The organism is Brachybacterium equifaecis (genome assembly GCF_023509525.1).
Classification (GTDB): Bacteria; Actinomycetota; Actinomycetes; order Actinomycetales; family Dermabacteraceae; genus Brachybacterium; species Brachybacterium equifaecis.
The window spans coordinates 421,115-435,895 of record NZ_JAKNCJ010000002.1; the positions used below are offsets into that span (position 1 = coordinate 421,115).

14 protein-coding genes are annotated in these 14,781 nt (G+C 70.4%); 5 read left to right on the top strand and 9 right to left on the bottom strand.

Going from position 1 to position 14,781, the window contains the following annotated elements:
- Positions 1-49: 49 nt before the first annotated feature.
- Together Bequi_RS06455 and Bequi_RS06460 are read left to right on the top strand one after the other, a co-directional pair.
- Positions 50-646 (top strand): hypothetical protein, encoded by a 597-nt coding sequence (locus Bequi_RS06455; RefSeq protein ID WP_249737130.1) that lies wholly within the window; start codon positions 50-52, stop codon positions 644-646.
- Positions 647-730: 84 nt separating this feature from the next.
- On the top strand, positions 731-1,504 hold the full coding sequence (locus tag Bequi_RS06460) for a hypothetical protein (RefSeq protein ID WP_249737131.1): 774 nt from the start codon (positions 731-733) through the stop codon (positions 1,502-1,504).
- Between the two features lie 105 nt (positions 1,505-1,609).
- Here the strand turns inward: Bequi_RS06460 and Bequi_RS06465 are convergent, their stop codons facing one another.
- On the bottom strand, positions 1,610-2,050 hold the full coding sequence (locus tag Bequi_RS06465; RefSeq protein WP_249737132.1) for a helix-turn-helix domain-containing protein: 441 nt from the start codon (positions 2,048-2,050) through the stop codon (positions 1,610-1,612).
- A 166-nt stretch (positions 2,051-2,216) separates the two neighbouring features.
- Between Bequi_RS06465 and Bequi_RS06470 the strand changes: the two genes are divergently transcribed.
- The gene (locus Bequi_RS06470; protein ID WP_249737133.1) at positions 2,217-3,050 is read left to right on the top strand and encodes a MerR family transcriptional regulator; all 834 of its coding nucleotides are present in this window, start codon (positions 2,217-2,219) and stop codon (positions 3,048-3,050) included.
- Between the two features lie 33 nt (positions 3,051-3,083).
- Here the strand turns inward: Bequi_RS06470 and Bequi_RS06475 are convergent, their stop codons facing one another.
- From Bequi_RS06475 to Bequi_RS06490, 4 genes are all read right to left on the bottom strand, one after another.
- Positions 3,084-3,746: a class I SAM-dependent DNA methyltransferase gene (locus Bequi_RS06475; protein WP_249737134.1), complete on the bottom strand. Its 663-nt coding sequence runs from the start codon at positions 3,744-3,746 to the stop codon at positions 3,084-3,086.
- Positions 3,747-4,237: 491 nt separating this feature from the next.
- Positions 4,238-5,875: a chaperonin GroEL gene (gene groL, locus Bequi_RS06480; protein ID WP_249737135.1), complete on the bottom strand. Its 1,638-nt coding sequence runs from the start codon at positions 5,873-5,875 to the stop codon at positions 4,238-4,240.
- Between the two features lie 336 nt (positions 5,876-6,211).
- The gene (locus Bequi_RS06485) at positions 6,212-6,787 is read right to left on the bottom strand and encodes a LytR C-terminal domain-containing protein (RefSeq protein WP_249737136.1); all 576 of its coding nucleotides are present in this window, start codon (positions 6,785-6,787) and stop codon (positions 6,212-6,214) included.
- 50 nt (positions 6,788-6,837) lie between these two features.
- The gene (locus tag Bequi_RS06490) at positions 6,838-7,119 is read right to left on the bottom strand and encodes a DUF3263 domain-containing protein (protein ID WP_249737137.1); all 282 of its coding nucleotides are present in this window, start codon (positions 7,117-7,119) and stop codon (positions 6,838-6,840) included.
- A gap of 49 nt (positions 7,120-7,168) precedes the next feature.
- On the opposite strand from Bequi_RS06490, the gene Bequi_RS06495 reads away from it, so the two are divergent.
- Entirely contained in the window at positions 7,169-7,846 is a 678-nt protein-coding gene (locus Bequi_RS06495; RefSeq protein ID WP_249737138.1) for a uracil-DNA glycosylase, read from the top strand.
- Positions 7,847-7,915: 69 nt separating this feature from the next.
- Positions 7,916-9,772, top strand: a complete 1,857-nt coding sequence (gene treS, locus Bequi_RS06500) for a maltose alpha-D-glucosyltransferase (protein ID WP_249737139.1) — start codon at positions 7,916-7,918, stop codon at positions 9,770-9,772.
- A 99-nt stretch (positions 9,773-9,871) separates the two neighbouring features.
- Here treS and Bequi_RS06505 read toward each other — a convergent pair whose 3' ends face one another.
- The 4 genes from Bequi_RS06505 to efeU all read right to left on the bottom strand — a co-directional run bounded on the left by Bequi_RS06505 (position 9,872) and on the right by efeU (position 14,699).
- Positions 9,872-10,918 carry a siderophore-interacting protein gene (locus Bequi_RS06505; protein WP_249737140.1) on the bottom strand — a complete coding sequence of 349 codons (1,047 nt, stop codon included), beginning with the start codon at positions 10,916-10,918 and terminating at the stop codon, positions 9,872-9,874.
- 138 nt (positions 10,919-11,056) lie between these two features.
- The gene (efeB, locus tag Bequi_RS06510; RefSeq protein WP_249737141.1) at positions 11,057-12,421 is read right to left on the bottom strand and encodes an iron uptake transporter deferrochelatase/peroxidase subunit; all 1,365 of its coding nucleotides are present in this window, start codon (positions 12,419-12,421) and stop codon (positions 11,057-11,059) included.
- Positions 12,418-13,761, bottom strand: a complete 1,344-nt coding sequence (efeO, locus tag Bequi_RS06515; protein ID WP_249737142.1) for an iron uptake system protein EfeO — start codon at positions 13,759-13,761, stop codon at positions 12,418-12,420. Before efeO ends, efeB begins: the two co-directional genes overlap by 4 nt.
- Positions 13,758-14,699 (bottom strand): iron uptake transporter permease EfeU, encoded by a 942-nt coding sequence (efeU, locus tag Bequi_RS06520; RefSeq protein ID WP_249737143.1) that lies wholly within the window; start codon positions 14,697-14,699, stop codon positions 13,758-13,760. The genes efeO and efeU overlap by 4 nt, the downstream gene beginning before the upstream one ends.
- Between the last annotated feature and the right edge of the window lie 82 nt (positions 14,700-14,781).

Below are 14,781 nucleotides of genomic sequence, written 5' to 3' on the forward strand. Positions count from 1 at the left end.
CAGCCGCTGGCCCCACCTCCAGCCCCGGCCCCTTCCCCAGGAGCGGATCATGCGCATCCTCGAGCCCGCCCCTCCTTCGAAGCGCGGCCCCGCCTCGGGCCTGCGCCCACGCGTGGTCGCAGCAGCGCTCGCCGTCCTGGTGCTCCTGCAGGGCTGCACGCTCGTCGGACACCTCGTTCCCGGCGAGCACGCTCCCGATCCGGAGGCCTGGGTGCACTACGAGGAGGTGCAGCGCTACTACCAGTCCTCTGCGCTCAGCAAGGAACCCGGGCTCTGGGCCGAGAAGTTCCCGCAGTACGCGGATGTGCCCGGCATCTGGATCGGTGGGCGCTTCACCGACCCCGGGGAGCGGGCCACGGCCCCCGTGCCCGATGACTTCTGGGAGCAGATGGTTCTGGTCGTCGGAGAGGACGAGGTTAGCCGTCTCGGGGCGGAGGCCAACGACGGTGGGAGCCCGATCGATGATGCGGCGCTGCGGGAGGACGTCGTCGGCTCGCTGGAGAGCGAGCTGCCCGCGTGCGAGAGCGGCTGGCAGTCCGTGAGCGTGACCGAGTCCGATCTCTCGACGCCGACGGGCAAGGTTCTGAACCTCGCAGTCGGCTGCCCCGGCGGGGTCCGCATCGTCATCGGCACCCATAGCCAGTGACTTCCGCCCGGATCGGGCGAGCAAGGCGCGCGGGTGAGCCGCTGAAAGTAAGACGACCCCAGCGCTTACCGGTATATTCGCCGAATGTGCTCAACGGACCTGTTCGACTGGATCGTCGCCATCACGGGCGCGGTGACCGCAATAGTCTCACTCTTCCTGCTGGCACAAGGGCAGCGAGATCGACAGAAGTTAAGAAAAGCTCAAGAGCGCGCGCAGGCAGAGAAGGTTCTCTTCTACTTTGAGCCTGGCGGCACGAGCGCCCCGATCGACGCCCCCTTCTGGCCGGGACGCTTTCTCATCATTATCAACCATGGCTCAGAAGTAATCTTGAGCGTCGCCGTCACCTTTGTCGCCAATCCTAGCGGCGAAAATTTCTCGCAATTCGGATCGCTTAAGCAACTTCACCACATACGCCGTCGCGACATCGACGACGGAATGATCGTATCACCCCTGAAATCGCTTAGAGTTGGCGTCGAGGTCGGATACTTCCCGGAGCCGGGAGTCGGGGGAGATTTTGCCATCGTAGAGTTCACCGACTCGTCCGGACGCAGGTGGCGACGCAGAACAGACACATTTGAGCTGGAACTCATCCGGCCCGGGTGGGAAAACCGGCGGAAGCCAACCGTCATTCAACGAGTTTGGCAAAATAGCGGCTGGCTCGGCTCACAAGTACATCTTTTCATGCAGGCTTGGGCGCGACGCTCCTTTAGTCGACATCCGGAGCGTGTGCCCACTGCGGTGAAAATCACGGAATGGGCTTGGGGTCATTGGCCCATCGGGCTTAATGGAGACCCCTGGTTACTTCCGAGCGGAGAGCCCGAATCTTCCACATACGACTACGGCATCTCCGAACACTAGGGGTGCGACCAGGGTGGCCAGATCTGTCTAATCAATCAGGTCAAGGCTTAGAAGGCCACACATCGGCTGATTCAGATGAAGATTGCCATCCGTAAGCGACCTGCATCAGGCGAACCCGAGGCCACGCGTCTCCGCGGCCAGCGCATCCGCTGCAGCCGTGCGACGGGCGTCGCCCTCCTCCATGTAGCGGACCAGGGAGGCGGTCTTCACCCTGCGATGGGTGCCGACCATGCGGTAGTCGATCTGCCCTGAGTCGAGGAGACCGATCAGGAAGGGTCGCGACACGTTCAGTGTGTCGGCGGCCTGCTGAGTCGTCAGCTCCGCCTGGACCGGGAGCACAGTCACTCCTGTGCCGTGCGCGAAGCTGTCCAGCACTTGGGCCAGGGCGGCCAGCGCAGAGCGCGGGACCTCCACCTCGAGCGACTGCACGGACAGTCGCAGTCGCACCGGACCTTCGGCATCGAGCGCAGCATCGAGTTCGCGAAGCGCCGACTTCGCCAGCCGTGCATCGGCCGGCTCGGGGATCATCGTCGTGATCGCACTCATCTGCCCATCCTTCTGTTCGCAGTATCCGCAGTGTCCGCAGCAACCGCAACAAGTGTATCGTGCGAGCGGCATGGGACGGTTGCGCAGGCCGAGGATGCACCGAAGCGGAGGAGCGGCGAGAATCGCTCTTGACCCTCACGCGGCGTGAGGCCGGAGGGTGGAGCGCGTGGACGAGAGATCACCCCGCCTGAGCGGGACCAGCACCCAGAGCGATACCGAGATGACCGTCGGCCAGACCGCCGCGGCCATCGGAATCAGCGTGCGCACCCTGCACCACTGGGACGCCATCGGACTGGTCGTGCCGAGCGCCCGCACGCACTCCGGGTACCGGCTGTACGACAGCGCCGATGCGGCGCGCCTGCACCGGGTGCTGGTGTACCGCGAGCTGGGCTTCCCGCTCGAGCGGATCCGTCAGCTACTGGATGATCCGTGCGTCCTCGAGGGTGAGCACCTGCTCGCCCAGAGGGCGCTCCTGAACGATCGCATCGCCCGCCTGCAGCAGATGGTCTGCGCAGTGGATTCCATGATGGAGGCGAACACGATGAACACCCCTCTGACCCCCCGCCAGCAGGCCGACGCGTTCGGCGCCGACTGGTCCGACGCCTACGCCGCCGAGGCGGAGGAGCGCTGGGGCGGGACCCCCGAATGGGAGCAGTCCGAGCGCGTGAAGGCGCAGATGACCAGCGCGGACTTCGCCCAGGCGAAGGCCGAGATGGAGGAGCTCGACGAGCGGCTCGCCGAGGCGAAGCGCCGCGGCGTCGCGCCTGGGAGCCCGGAGGCGGACGCCCTGGCCGGCGAGCACCGCGAGCGAGCCATCGGCCGCTGGTTCTCGGTGACGCCCTCGAAGCACGCGCTCATCGCGCGCGGCTACACCGGGGATCCCCGCTTCACACGGTACTACGACGATCGGGAGCCGGGCCTCGCCGCGTGGCTGCGCGAGGTCATCGAAGCGCGGGCCGTCCGCGACGGCGTCGACCTCGAGACGATCGCCTGGGAGTGAGGATCCGTGGGGCCTGACTGCTGACATCAGCGGTCAGGCCTCGCGCTCGCTCCTCTCTGCCCAGATCGCGCCATGCGTTCTCGCGCCGGGGTCCTGCCTCTGATGCACCTCGACCACCGAGAAGCCCGCGCTCTCCAGCACGGCCGTCATCTCCGCGTGGGGCCAGAACCAGGCCGGCGCGATGGCGTGGGCGAAGGGCTCGCGGACGGGCCCCTCAAAGAAACCGATCAGAAGAGAGCCCCTGTGAGCGAGGGCGGCGTGGATACCGGCGAGCACACCGGGAAGCTCCACCGGGTCGAGATGGATCAGCGAGTACCAGGCGAGGATCCCCGCTGCAGAGCCGGGTCGCAGGTTCTGGAACGAGCCGCGCTCGAATTCCACGGCGGGGAACCGCTCACGCGCGAGAGCCACGAATCGCGCCGAGGGCTCCAGCCCCGTGACCTCGTGCCCGAGGGCGGCGAGGTGCGCGGCCCAGTGCCCCGGGCCGCTGCCCGCGTCGATGATCGTCCCGGTGATCGCTCCCGCCCACCTCTCGACCAGGTGCCTGTCGGGTTCGGCGACAGCATCCATGCTGCCGAGCTGGTCCGTGTACTCGTCGGCCCTCGCGTCGTACGCGGCGACTGCACTTCCGCTCTCCGTCATATCCACCACGCCCTTCCGATCGGTCGACTCTCCTCCGGTTCCATCGTCGATCATCGACTGCTCCCGTTCCTCCGCGCCACGAGGTACCGCTCGGTCCGCGGCCGCTCACCGTGCCGGCGCTGCAGTCGCAGTCGGCCCGAGAGCCGCTGGCCGTCCCAGCGCTGGGCGGTTGGTCGTTGGTGGTTGGTGGTTGGTAGCGATGTCGACATGCGTACCGTTGGACCGTATACGCGCCTGAAGAGCCATATACCGACGTCCCTACCAATCCGCCGTCGAAGAAGCACGCGCCCCGGCAACCGCGCCCGCAACCAGGGCAACCAGGGCAACCACAGCCCCCGCCCCCGCGCCGTCGCCCGAAAGAGCCGCAGCCACCTCCCCGCCTCCGCGCCGTCGCCCGAAAGAGCCGCAGCCACCTCCACCGCCCCTCCACCTCCCCCACCCCCGAGCGCGACCGAGCCCCGGCCCATCCCTCTCGCGAGGAACGGACCGGGGCTCGGTCGTGGTGCGCGGTGGCGGGCACCGCTGCGATCAGCCGTGAGGCTGGATCACATCATGCCGCCCATTCCGCCCATGCCGTCCATGTCGCCGCCTGCACCGGCCGGGGCCTTGGGCTCCGGCTTGTCGGCCACGACGGCCTCGGTGGTGAGGAAGAGACCGGCGATCGAGGCTGCGTTCTGCAGCGCCGAGCGCGTGACCTTGACGGGATCGATGATGCCGGCGGCCAGCAGGTTCTCGTACTCGCCGGTCGCAGCGTTCAGGCCCTCGCCGACGGGGAGGCTCTTGACCTTCTCCGCGACGACGCCGCCCTCGAGGCCGGCGTTGACGGCGATCTGCTTCAGGGGCGCCTCGATGGCGACCTTGACGATGTTCGCGCCGGTGGCCTCATCGCCCTGGAGATCCAGGTTCGAGAAGGTGTCCTTGCCGGCCTGCAGCAGGGCGACGCCGCCACCGGCGACCACACCCTCCTCCACGGCGGCCTTGGCGTTGCGCACGGCATCCTCGATGCGGTGCTTGCGCTCCTTGAGCTCGACCTCGGTCGCGGCGCCGGCCTTGATGACGGCCACGCCGCCGGCCAGCTTCGCGAGGCGCTCCTGGAGCTTCTCGCGGTCGTAGTCGGAGTCGGAGTTCTCGATCTCGGTGCGGATCTGCTTCACGCGGCCCGCGATGCGATCGGCCTCGCCGATGCCCTCGACGATGGTGGTCTCGTCCTTGGTGACGACGACCTTGCGCGCCTGGCCGAGCAGCTCGAGGCCCGCGGTCTCGAGCTTGAGGCCGACCTCCTCGGAGATGACCTGGCCGCCGGTGAGGATCGCCATGTCCTCGAGCATCGCCTTGCGGCGATCGCCGAAGCCGGGTGCCTTCACGGCCACGGACTTGAAGGAGCCGCGCAGCTTGTTGACCACGAGGACCGCGAGGGCCTCGCCGTCGACGTCCTCGGCGATGATCGCCAGCGGCTTGCCGGCCTGGATGACCTTCTCCAGCAGCGGCAGGAGGTCCTTGACGTTGGAGACCTTCGAGTTCATCAGCAGGATGTACGGATCCTCGAGGACCGTCTCCTGGCGCTCCGCGTCGGTGACGAAGTAGGGCGAGATGAAGCCCTTGTCGAACCGCATGCCCTCGGTGAGCTCCAGCTCGAGGCCCATGGTGTTGGACTCCTCGACCGTGATCACGCCCTCCTTGCCGACCTTGTCCAGCGCCTCGGCGATGAGCTCGCCGATCGCGGGGTCAGCAGCGGAGATCGCAGCGGTGTTCGCGATCTGCTCCTTGGTCTCGATCTCCTTAGCCTGCAAGAGCAGGGTCTCGGAGACGGCGGCCACGGCCTTGTCGATGCCGCGCTTGAGCGCGATGGGGTTGGCGCCGGCGGCGACGTTGCGCAGGCCCTCCTTGACGAGGGCCTGGGCGAGGACGGTGGCGGTGGTGGTGCCGTCGCCCGCGATGTCGTCGGTCTTCTTGGCGACCTCCTTGACGAGCTCCGCGCCGATCTTCTCGTACGGGTCGTCGAGCTCGATCTCCTTGGCGATGGAGACGCCGTCGTTGGTGATCGTGGGGGCGCCCCAGGACTTCTCGAGGACGACGTTGCGGCCCTTCGGGCCGAGGGTGACCTTCACGGCGTCGGCGAGCTGGTTCATGCCCCGCTCGAGGCCGCGGCGGGCCTCCTCGTCGAATGCGATGAGCTTTGCCATCTGTGGAATCTCTCCCGTGTCTAAAGGTGTCCACCCGGCCGCGTGCCCGCGACGGACGAGGCCCCGCGCCGCGTTCAGGTCACGCGGCGCCGGAACCCCTCACGGGACCGGAGTGTTCAGGGTCGACGGCCGAGCGGTCGCGGCGCGCACCGGGGTGCAGGCTCTGTCACTCTCAGCCGTCGAGTGCCAGATCATCATAAGCACTCTCGGCTGGAGAGTGCCAGCGCTCGGGATGCGCTCTGCGCGCAGCGTCCGAGGGGTCCCGTAGATGCCCGGAGCCGAGAAGGGCGGGCTCCCGGGATGCCCGGGAGCCCGCCCTCCGGCGAGGCATGCGCCTCAGCCCTGCGGCTCGGTGACCGCCACGAAGGTGACGGGCGCGCTGTACTCGTCGCTCTGGCGCGCCTGCCCGGCGCCGACGTGGTCGGCGAGCGCCTGCGCGGTCGCGGCGTCGGCCTCGTCGCGGTAGAAGACGACGCTCTCCTGCTGGCGGGCGTCGGAGGTCTCGATGGAGACGGAGGTCCAGCCCGCCCCCTGCAGCTCGGAGCGCCAGGCGCCGGCCATGCCGTTGATCCCGGCCGCGTTGATCACGGTGACGGCGGTGGACTGGTCGGCGACGGCCGCGGGGCTCGCCGCGGGGCTCGCCGCGGCGCTGCCGTCGGAGGCGCCTCCCGCGTCGGAGGGCTGCGCAGCGCTCGTGGTCGGATCGGCGGCGCGCTGATCGTCCTTGCCGCCGAGCCCGCCGATGGCGAACAGGAGCCCCAGCAGCAGGAGCAGCGCGACGCCGATGATCACCAGGTACACGAGGTTCTGGCGCCAGAAGGACTCCTCGGCGCGGTGGGCGCCGTGGTACGCGGAGCGCGCCGCCTCCTCGTCGAACTGGTCGGGAGGGTAGGGGTAGGAAGAATCAGCCACGGACCCATTGAACCAGCTCCGCCCTCGCAGGCACGAGAGGCGGAGCCGTCTCAGACGGCGCGGCCCCGCGGGGAGTCGTCGCCGCGGGCGCTCACGCGGCGCTCCCGCAGGCGGTTCACGAGCGCCGGAGCCGCGCGCAGGGCCTCCGGCTTCTCCAGCAGCGCGTTCAGCCGCACGAAGTACTGGATGGGCGTGAGTCCCAGCTCCTCGCGGATCCGCTTCTCCTTCGCGCCGACGTACCGGAAGGTGCGCGACTCGATCGCGAGGATCCCCTGCTCCTGCACGGTGAGCGGACTCTCGGACGGGAACGTCGGTGCGGTGTCCTCCTGCATGCCTCCAGGCTAGGCCCTCGACAGGCCCGGGCCGTGGAACACTCGGGGCATGCCGCAGCCTCTCGCCGACATCATCGCCCCCGACTGGGCCGACGCTCTCGCCCCGGTCGAGCCCCTCATCCATGAGATCGGCGACTTCCTGCGCGCCCAGGTCGAGGCCGGTCGGCCCTATCTGCCCGCCGGCGCCCAGGTGCTGCGCGCGTTCACCCGGCCGATGTCCGAGGTGCGCGTGCTGATCGTCGGCCAGGATCCGTACCCGACGCCCGGGCACCCCATCGGACTGTCCTTCGCCGTCGAGGCCGACGTCCGCCCGATCCCGCGCAGCCTGCAGAACATCTACAAGGAGCTCAGCAGCGACCTCGGCATCCCTCCCGCGCCCCACGGCGATCTCAGCGCCTGGCAGGACCAGGGCGTCCTCCTGCTCAACAGGGTGCTGACGGTGCGCCCCGGCGCGCCCGCCTCGCACCGGGGGAAGGGCTGGGAGCAGGTCACCGAGACGGCGATCCGCGCGCTCGCGGCCCGCGGCGGGCCGCTCGTCGGCATCCTCTGGGGGCGCGATGCCCATGGCCTGGAGCCAGTGCTGGCGCCCTCCCCCTGCATCACGAGCCCGCACCCGAGCCCCCTGTCGGCCTCGCGCGGATTCTTCGGGTCCCGCCCGTTCTCCCGCGCAAACGCGCTGCTCGAGCAGCAGGGCGCCGCGCCCATCGACTGGCGCATCGTGCGCTGAGGAGCGCCCCCGCCGCACCTGAACTACGCTGAACCCCGTCCCCGCCACACCGGAGCGCAAGGAGCGCAGATGGCCCTCAACGCCGCCCAGTTCACCCCCCAGGGTCCCGGAGTGGACTACGACCCGCACTGGTACCGCAAGGCCGTGTTCTACGAGGTGCTCGTGCGCGCCTTCGCCGACGGCAACGGCGACGGCACCGGCGACTTCACCGGGCTCATCGAGCGCCTGGACTACCTGCAGTGGCTCGGCATCGACTGCCTGTGGCTGCCCCCGTTCTTCGCCTCGCCCCTGCGCGACGGCGGCTACGACATCTCCGACTACACCGCGGTCCTGCCGGAGTTCGGCACCATCACCGACTTCGAGCGCCTGGTCTCCGAAGCGCACCGCCGCGGCATCCGGGTGATCATCGACCTGCCGATCAACCACACCTCCGACAAGCACCCGTGGTTCCTGGAGTCGCGCTCGGACCCCGAGGGCCCCTACGGCGACTTCTACGTGTGGTCGGACACCGACGAGAAGTACCAGGACGCCCGCATCATCTTCGTGGACACCGAGGAGTCGAACTGGACGTTCGACCCGGTGCGCCGGCAGTTCTTCTGGCACCGCTTCTTCTCCCACCAGCCCGATCTGAACTTCGAGAACCCCAAGGTCCACGAGGCCGTGTTCGACGTGGTGCGGTTCTGGCTGGACAAGGGCATCGACGGCTTCCGGGCCGACGCCATCCCCTACCTCTACGAGGAGGACGGCACCGACGGCGAGAACCTTCCCGCCACGCACGACTTCCTGGCGAAGATGCGCTCCTTCGTGGACGAGAACTGGCCGGGCCGCGTGATCATCGCCGAGGCCAACCAGTGGCCCAACGACGTCGTGGAGTACTTCGGCTCCGACGAGGCGCCCGAGTGCCACATGTGCTTCCACTTCCCCGTGATGCCCCGCATCTTCTACGCGCTGCGCGAGGGCTCGGCCCGCCAGATCATCGACATCATGGCCGACACCCCCGAGATCCCGTCGGGCGCGCAGTGGGGCACATTCCTGCGCAACCACGACGAGCTCACCCTCGAGATGGTCACCGGCGAGGAGCGCGCCGCGATGCTGGGCTGGTACGCCCCGGACTCGCGGATGCGCGCGAACGTCGGCATCCGCCGCCGCCTCGCGCCGCTGCTGGACAACTCCCGCTCCGAGATCGAGCTGATCCACGCGATGCTGCTCGCCATGCCCGGATCGCCGTTCCTCTATTACGGCGACGAGATCGGCATGGGAGACAACATCTGGCTCGAGGACCGCGACGCGGTGCGCACGCCGATGCAGTGGACCCCCGACCGCAACGCCGGGTTCTCCGAGATCACCGATCCCGGCAAGCTGTACCTCCCGGTCATCCAGTCGCTCGTCTACCACTACACGACCGCGAACGTCGAGGCGCAGACGGCGCACTCGGGCTCGCTGCTGCACTTCGTGCGCTGGATGCTGGCGGTGCGCCGCGAGCACGATGCCTTCGGCATGGGCACCTACCGCAACGTGCCCGCCGATTCGGAGCGGGTGCTGAGCTTCCTGCGCACCTACGACGGCTCAGAGCACGGCGAGAACGCGCCCGAGCACGCCGAGACCCTGCTGTGCGTCTTCAACCTCTCGGGCCAGCCGGTCACCACGTCCCTGGACCTGCCCGGGATGGGCGGCCGCACGGTGCGCGACCTGTTCGGCGGCGGCGAGTTCCCCTCGATCGGCGAGGACGACCGCCTCACGGTCATGCTCCCGGGCCACGGCTTCTACTGGCTGAAGGTGCGCCCGCTCGACGAGCACGGCGAGCCCCTCACCCATACCACCGCGATCCCCGTGATCACGGAGCTCCCCGCCGAGACGGACATCGCTCCCGCGGCCGACGCGCAGTCGGCCTCGGCGATGGCGGACGAGGAGCCTGTCGCAGGCTGACCCTGCCAGGTGCGGCGGGAGGGCCGGGCGCGGAAGAGATCTTCCGTGCCCGGCCCTCCGTCGTCGGTGCTTGATCTGGTGGAGCGGCGGCTGCGCGGCTCAGGAGGCCTCTGCCCGGCCCTCTCGCCAGTACCCCATGAACGCGACCTGGCGGCGATCCACCCCGACCTCCCGCACGAGGTAGCGGCGCAGGCTCTTCACCACGCCCGCCTCCCCGGCGATCCAGGCGTAGAACGGCCGGTCGTCGGCTTCGACGTCGGTCGAGCTGCCCGCCGCCGACTGCGTGAGCAGGTGCGGGACCTCCCAGAGGATGGCGGTGTCGACGTCGACCTCCTCGAGCTCCCCGCCGCGCGCGGCGTCGGCCCCGGCGAGCGCCTCGGGGTCGGTGAGCACGGCGTCCTTCACGGCGGGCTCGAGCAGCGCTCCGGGCTCCCGGCCCTCGCGCGGCAGCCAGATGACCTCCATGCCCGCGGGCGCGCGCAGCTCGAGGGCGTCGGCCGCGAGAGGGACCTCCAGCAGCGCGCGCCCGCGGCAGGGGACGATCGCCTCGCGCTGCGCGCCTTCGGGTGCGGCGGCCTCGGCGTCGGCGAGCGCCTCGAGGATCGAGGCGATCGCGGGGACGGCGGTCTCATCGCCGACGAGCAGGAGGTCGCGCGCGGCGCCCGGATCGAACTCGATGCCCGCCCGGCTGGCCTGGGCCTCGAAGCCGGGCTCGGGCCGCGAAGGGCCCATGACGTGCAGCGTCGCGCCGACGGTCGCGTCCTGCGCCCACTGCGCGGCGGGACCGCTCCTGCCCTGGGCGTCCGTGTGCAGGACCAGGTCGATGACGAGCTCCCGCTCCGCATCGCGCCACTCGCGCACCGTGTACGTGCGCATGGTGCCGCGCTCGGCCTCGTCGACCTGGAGCCAGGCCTGGTACCAGCTGACGTCGTCGTCCTGGTGGGCGTCGAGGAAGGAGACGAGATCGAAGACCGGGGCGCCGCCGCCCGGCGGGATGATCAGCTTCACCCGCAGGTCGAGCGGATGGAAGGGGATGCCGAACTCCGCGAGACCTGGGCCGCCGAAGGTGATGCGGCGGAACGACGGGCAGAGGTCCTCGACGGCGACGACCTCGGCCTCGAAAGCGGTGTACGGACTGCGGGCCACGTGCTGCTCCTCGGGACGGGGGTCCGGGCGGCGGTGCGGTGGGCATCGCGCCGGCGGGTCGGCTCCAGTATGGCAGAGCCAGGATAGGCGAGCCTCACCTATGAGTCAGGCGGCACTCCGACTGCTCTCCGGTGCTCGTCAGGCCAGCAGCTTCTGCCCGATCATCGTGTCGGCGCTGCCGATCCCGGGCAGGATCGCGAACAGGCCGCTGGCCACGTGCTGGAGGTACTCGGTCAGGGCGTCGGACTGCGTCATCCGCTCGAGCACGGGATAGAACCCGGTGCGCGGATCCCGCATGCAGGCGACGAAGAACAGGCCGCCGTCGAGCTTGCCGAGGCCGTCGGCCCCGTCGGTGTAGTTGTAGCCGCGCCGCAGCATCCTCGCCCCCTCGTTGTGCTCGGGGGCGACGACCCGGATGTGGGCGTCGTCGGCGATGAGGGGGCGCCCGCCCTCGCTGGCGTGGAAGTCGGGCTCGGCGAACTCGTCGGCCGTCTGCGCGGGCGCCGGTACCGAGAGCGGCGCGCCCCAGCGCTTGTCGCGGCCGATGACCGCCTCCTGCGCCTGCAGGGACTCGCGGTCCCAGGTCTCCAGGTGCATGCGGATCGTGCGCAGCGCCATGTAGGTGCCGCCGGCGAGCCAGTCTCCGCCCTCGTCCTCCGGAGCGACCCACAGGTGCTCGGCCAGCACGTCGGTGTCCTCGGCGCGCGGGTTCGCGGTGCCGTCCTTGAAGCCGAAGAGGTTGCGCGGGGTCTCCTGCGCGGCCGACGTCGAGGACGTCCGGCCGTACCCGGCGCGGGTCCAGCGCATCGCGGCCGTGCCGAACCCGATCCGTGCGAGCGCGCGGATCGCGTGGATGGCGACCTGGGCGTCGTCGGCGCACGCCTGGATCATCATGTCGCCGTCGGAGCTCTCCGCGCGCAGCGCCTCGTTGCCGAAGCGGGGCATCCCCGCGCGCAGCACGGGGGTCGCCTTCGCCGCGAGCCCGAAGCGATCGGAGCCGGCGGCGTCGACGAACAGCGAGGGGCCGACCCCGAAGGTGAGCGTGAGGGAGCTGGGCGGGTAGCCCCAGGCCTCGCCGGTGTCCCGGGGCGGGGCGTGCGGGTTCTCGAGCGGCTCGCCGCCGACGAGCTCGCCCGCGCACATCTGCTCGGCCGCGACGCACCAGCGGCTCATGAGGTCGCGCAGCGCCTCGATGTCGGTGGCCGTGACGTCGAAAGCGGCGGTGAACAGATAGTCCTGCGCGGGCGTGACGATCCCCGCCTGGTGCTCGCCGCGCAGAGGATAGGACCGGGACAGATCCGCGGCGAGGACCCCCTCCTCCGCGTCCCCGTCGGCCCCGCCGTCCAGGGCGCGGGTCGCGAGAGCACCCGCCGCACCGCCGACGAGGAGGGCCCCGCCGGCGGCGCCGAGCAGGTGCCGGCGCCCCAGCGGACGGGCGCCGGGGCTGTCCGGGCGGCCGCCGGGTGCGTCGGATCCTTTTCCGGACAGGTGCGGCTCACTCAATGCAGCACGATCCCGGCCACCTGCGACAGCGCCTCCGCCGCGGCGTTGACCTCCCTCGAGAGCGCGCGCTGCGCCTCGGTGTAGGCGCTCGACGCGGGAGTCCCGGCGGCGTCGTCCTGCACGGCCGCCACGCTCGAATAGTCCACGAACGCGGGCGCGCCGTCGGGACGCGTGCCGGAGACGTGCGTGTCGAGCTGCGCCTGCACCGCGTCGAAGCGCTCGGTGATCTGCGCATCGAGCTGCGGATCCTTCGCCTGGACGATGGGCTGCACGTTCCCGTAGGCGACGCGCGCGCCGTCGAGGTTCGCCTGGAAGTCCGCAAGATCGGTGTGGGAGAAGGTGTCCTCCTCGCCCGCGATCTTCGAGTTCGCGACCTCGTCCATCAGGCCCTGGGCGCCGTTGACGACGTCGTTGAGGGTCAGCTCGAACGGGCCGGACGCGCCCTCGACGTTCCCGTAGACCAGGTCGTAGAGGGTCTGGGTGTCGGCGTTCAGCCGGTCGGCGGCGGCCTGGCGCGAGGCGGCGTCCGGGAAGGAGAACGGGGAGCCGGGCTCGCTGAACAGATCGGCCTCGATGCGGTGCCAGCCCGTCCAGGTCTCGAGCACCGCGGGATCGGTGACGGAGGAGCCCGCGTCGGCCGCGACGTCCTGGATGCGCAGATCCAGAGCCGCGTCGAGATCACCGGCCTCCTCGATGCCGAACGCCTCCGCCGTCGGCTCGATGCGCTCGTAGTACGAGCGGGCCTGCGGGAACAGGGCGCGGGCGAGCTCGAGGTCGCCGCTGGTGTAGGCGTCGGTGAAGGCCTTGGTCTCGGTGACGAGGGTGCCGACCTGATCGCGCACGTACGCGGTGTAGTTCGTGACCGCGGCGGCTTCGAGCTCCTGCGTGGACTCGTCGACCGCGGGGGCGTCGCTCGGCAGGGCGGTGAACGCCGCATCGCCGACGAACGCGCCGACCATGTTCGGCTTGCAGGCCGTGTAGTACTCGCCCTCCGGCAGTGCCGCGGTGAGGGTCACGGTGGTGCCGGGGCCGATGTTCTCCTGCTCGGAGATGATGCGCAGCTTGTCCCCCGCGAGCACCTCGAACTCGTTGGGCACGGTCCCGTTGTTCGTGACCTCGAAGCTGACGACGCCCGAGGGGGCCGACGCCGCCGAGACCTCGCAGTTCGTGTCCGTGATCGACACGGGGATCGGGCCGGCCGCGGCGGCGCCGCCGTCGGACGCCGCGCCGCCGGCGGCGCCCGTGCCGGGGTTCGCGGTGCAGGCGCACAGTGCGAGCACGGCGCACGCGGCGACCGGGGAGAGGCGACGGGCGCTGCGGAGGGAGGGTCGGGCGGTCATGAGGCGCTCCTGGGAGTCGGGGTGATGGGGAGGGCTGCGGGGGCGGCGGTCGCGGAAGCCGCCGCAGCGGCGGCAGGCGCGGTGGCGGTCGCGGCGGCGGGACGCGGGCGGCGGGAGCCCCGCAGGCGCAGCAGGAACACGGCGAGCACCGGCACGAGGTAGGCCCACCACGCGATGACCTGCAGGACCGTCGGCGCGAGGCTCACCTGGAACATCGCGTTCAGCACCACGTACGCCCAGTACAGGGGCGAGGCGGTGGAGGTGAGGAGGTGGCTGAGGTCCCAAGCGTGGTGGGTGATGCCGGGCAGGACGCCGGCCTCCTGGAAGTCGCCGATCGCGTAGGAGGTGATCCCAGCGGCGACGACGATCAGCAGCAGCCCGGTGCCCGTGAAGAACGTGGACAGGTTCAGACGCAGCGCGCCGCGGTAGATCAGGAGGCCGAGCACGATCGCGATCGCGAAGCCGATCACGATCCCCGCCGTGGTGAGCGGGCGGGACTGCTCCACGGAGGAGCGCACGGTCGCCCAGACCAGCAGCCCCGTCTCGAGGCCTTCGCGGCCCACCGCCATCACGGCGATGAGCACGATGCCCCAGCCGCCGCCGCGCTCCAGCGCTGCGCGCAGCCCGCCCTCGAGCTGGGACTTCATCGCCCGCGCATGCGAGGACATCCAGAAGATCATGCCGGTGGTGAGGGCGACCGCGACCAGGGACAGGGTGCCGCCGAGGATCTCCTGCGCCTGGAAGGTGAGGGTCTGCGGACCGAACGTGAGGACCGCCCCCAGCAGCAGGGGCACTGCCGCGGCGATGGCGATCCCGGCCCAGAGCCGGGGCAGCACGTCCCGCCGCCCGACCTTCACCAGGTAGGCGACGAGGATCCCGACGACGAGGGACGCCTCGAGGCCTTCGCGCAGGGCGATGAGGAGATTGGCGAGGAGCATGGGACCTGCTTCGAGCGAGGAGGGTTCGGCGGGGAGGATGGAGCGGGAAGCGGCGGGCCGCACCCCTACGGTAAGGCATGCC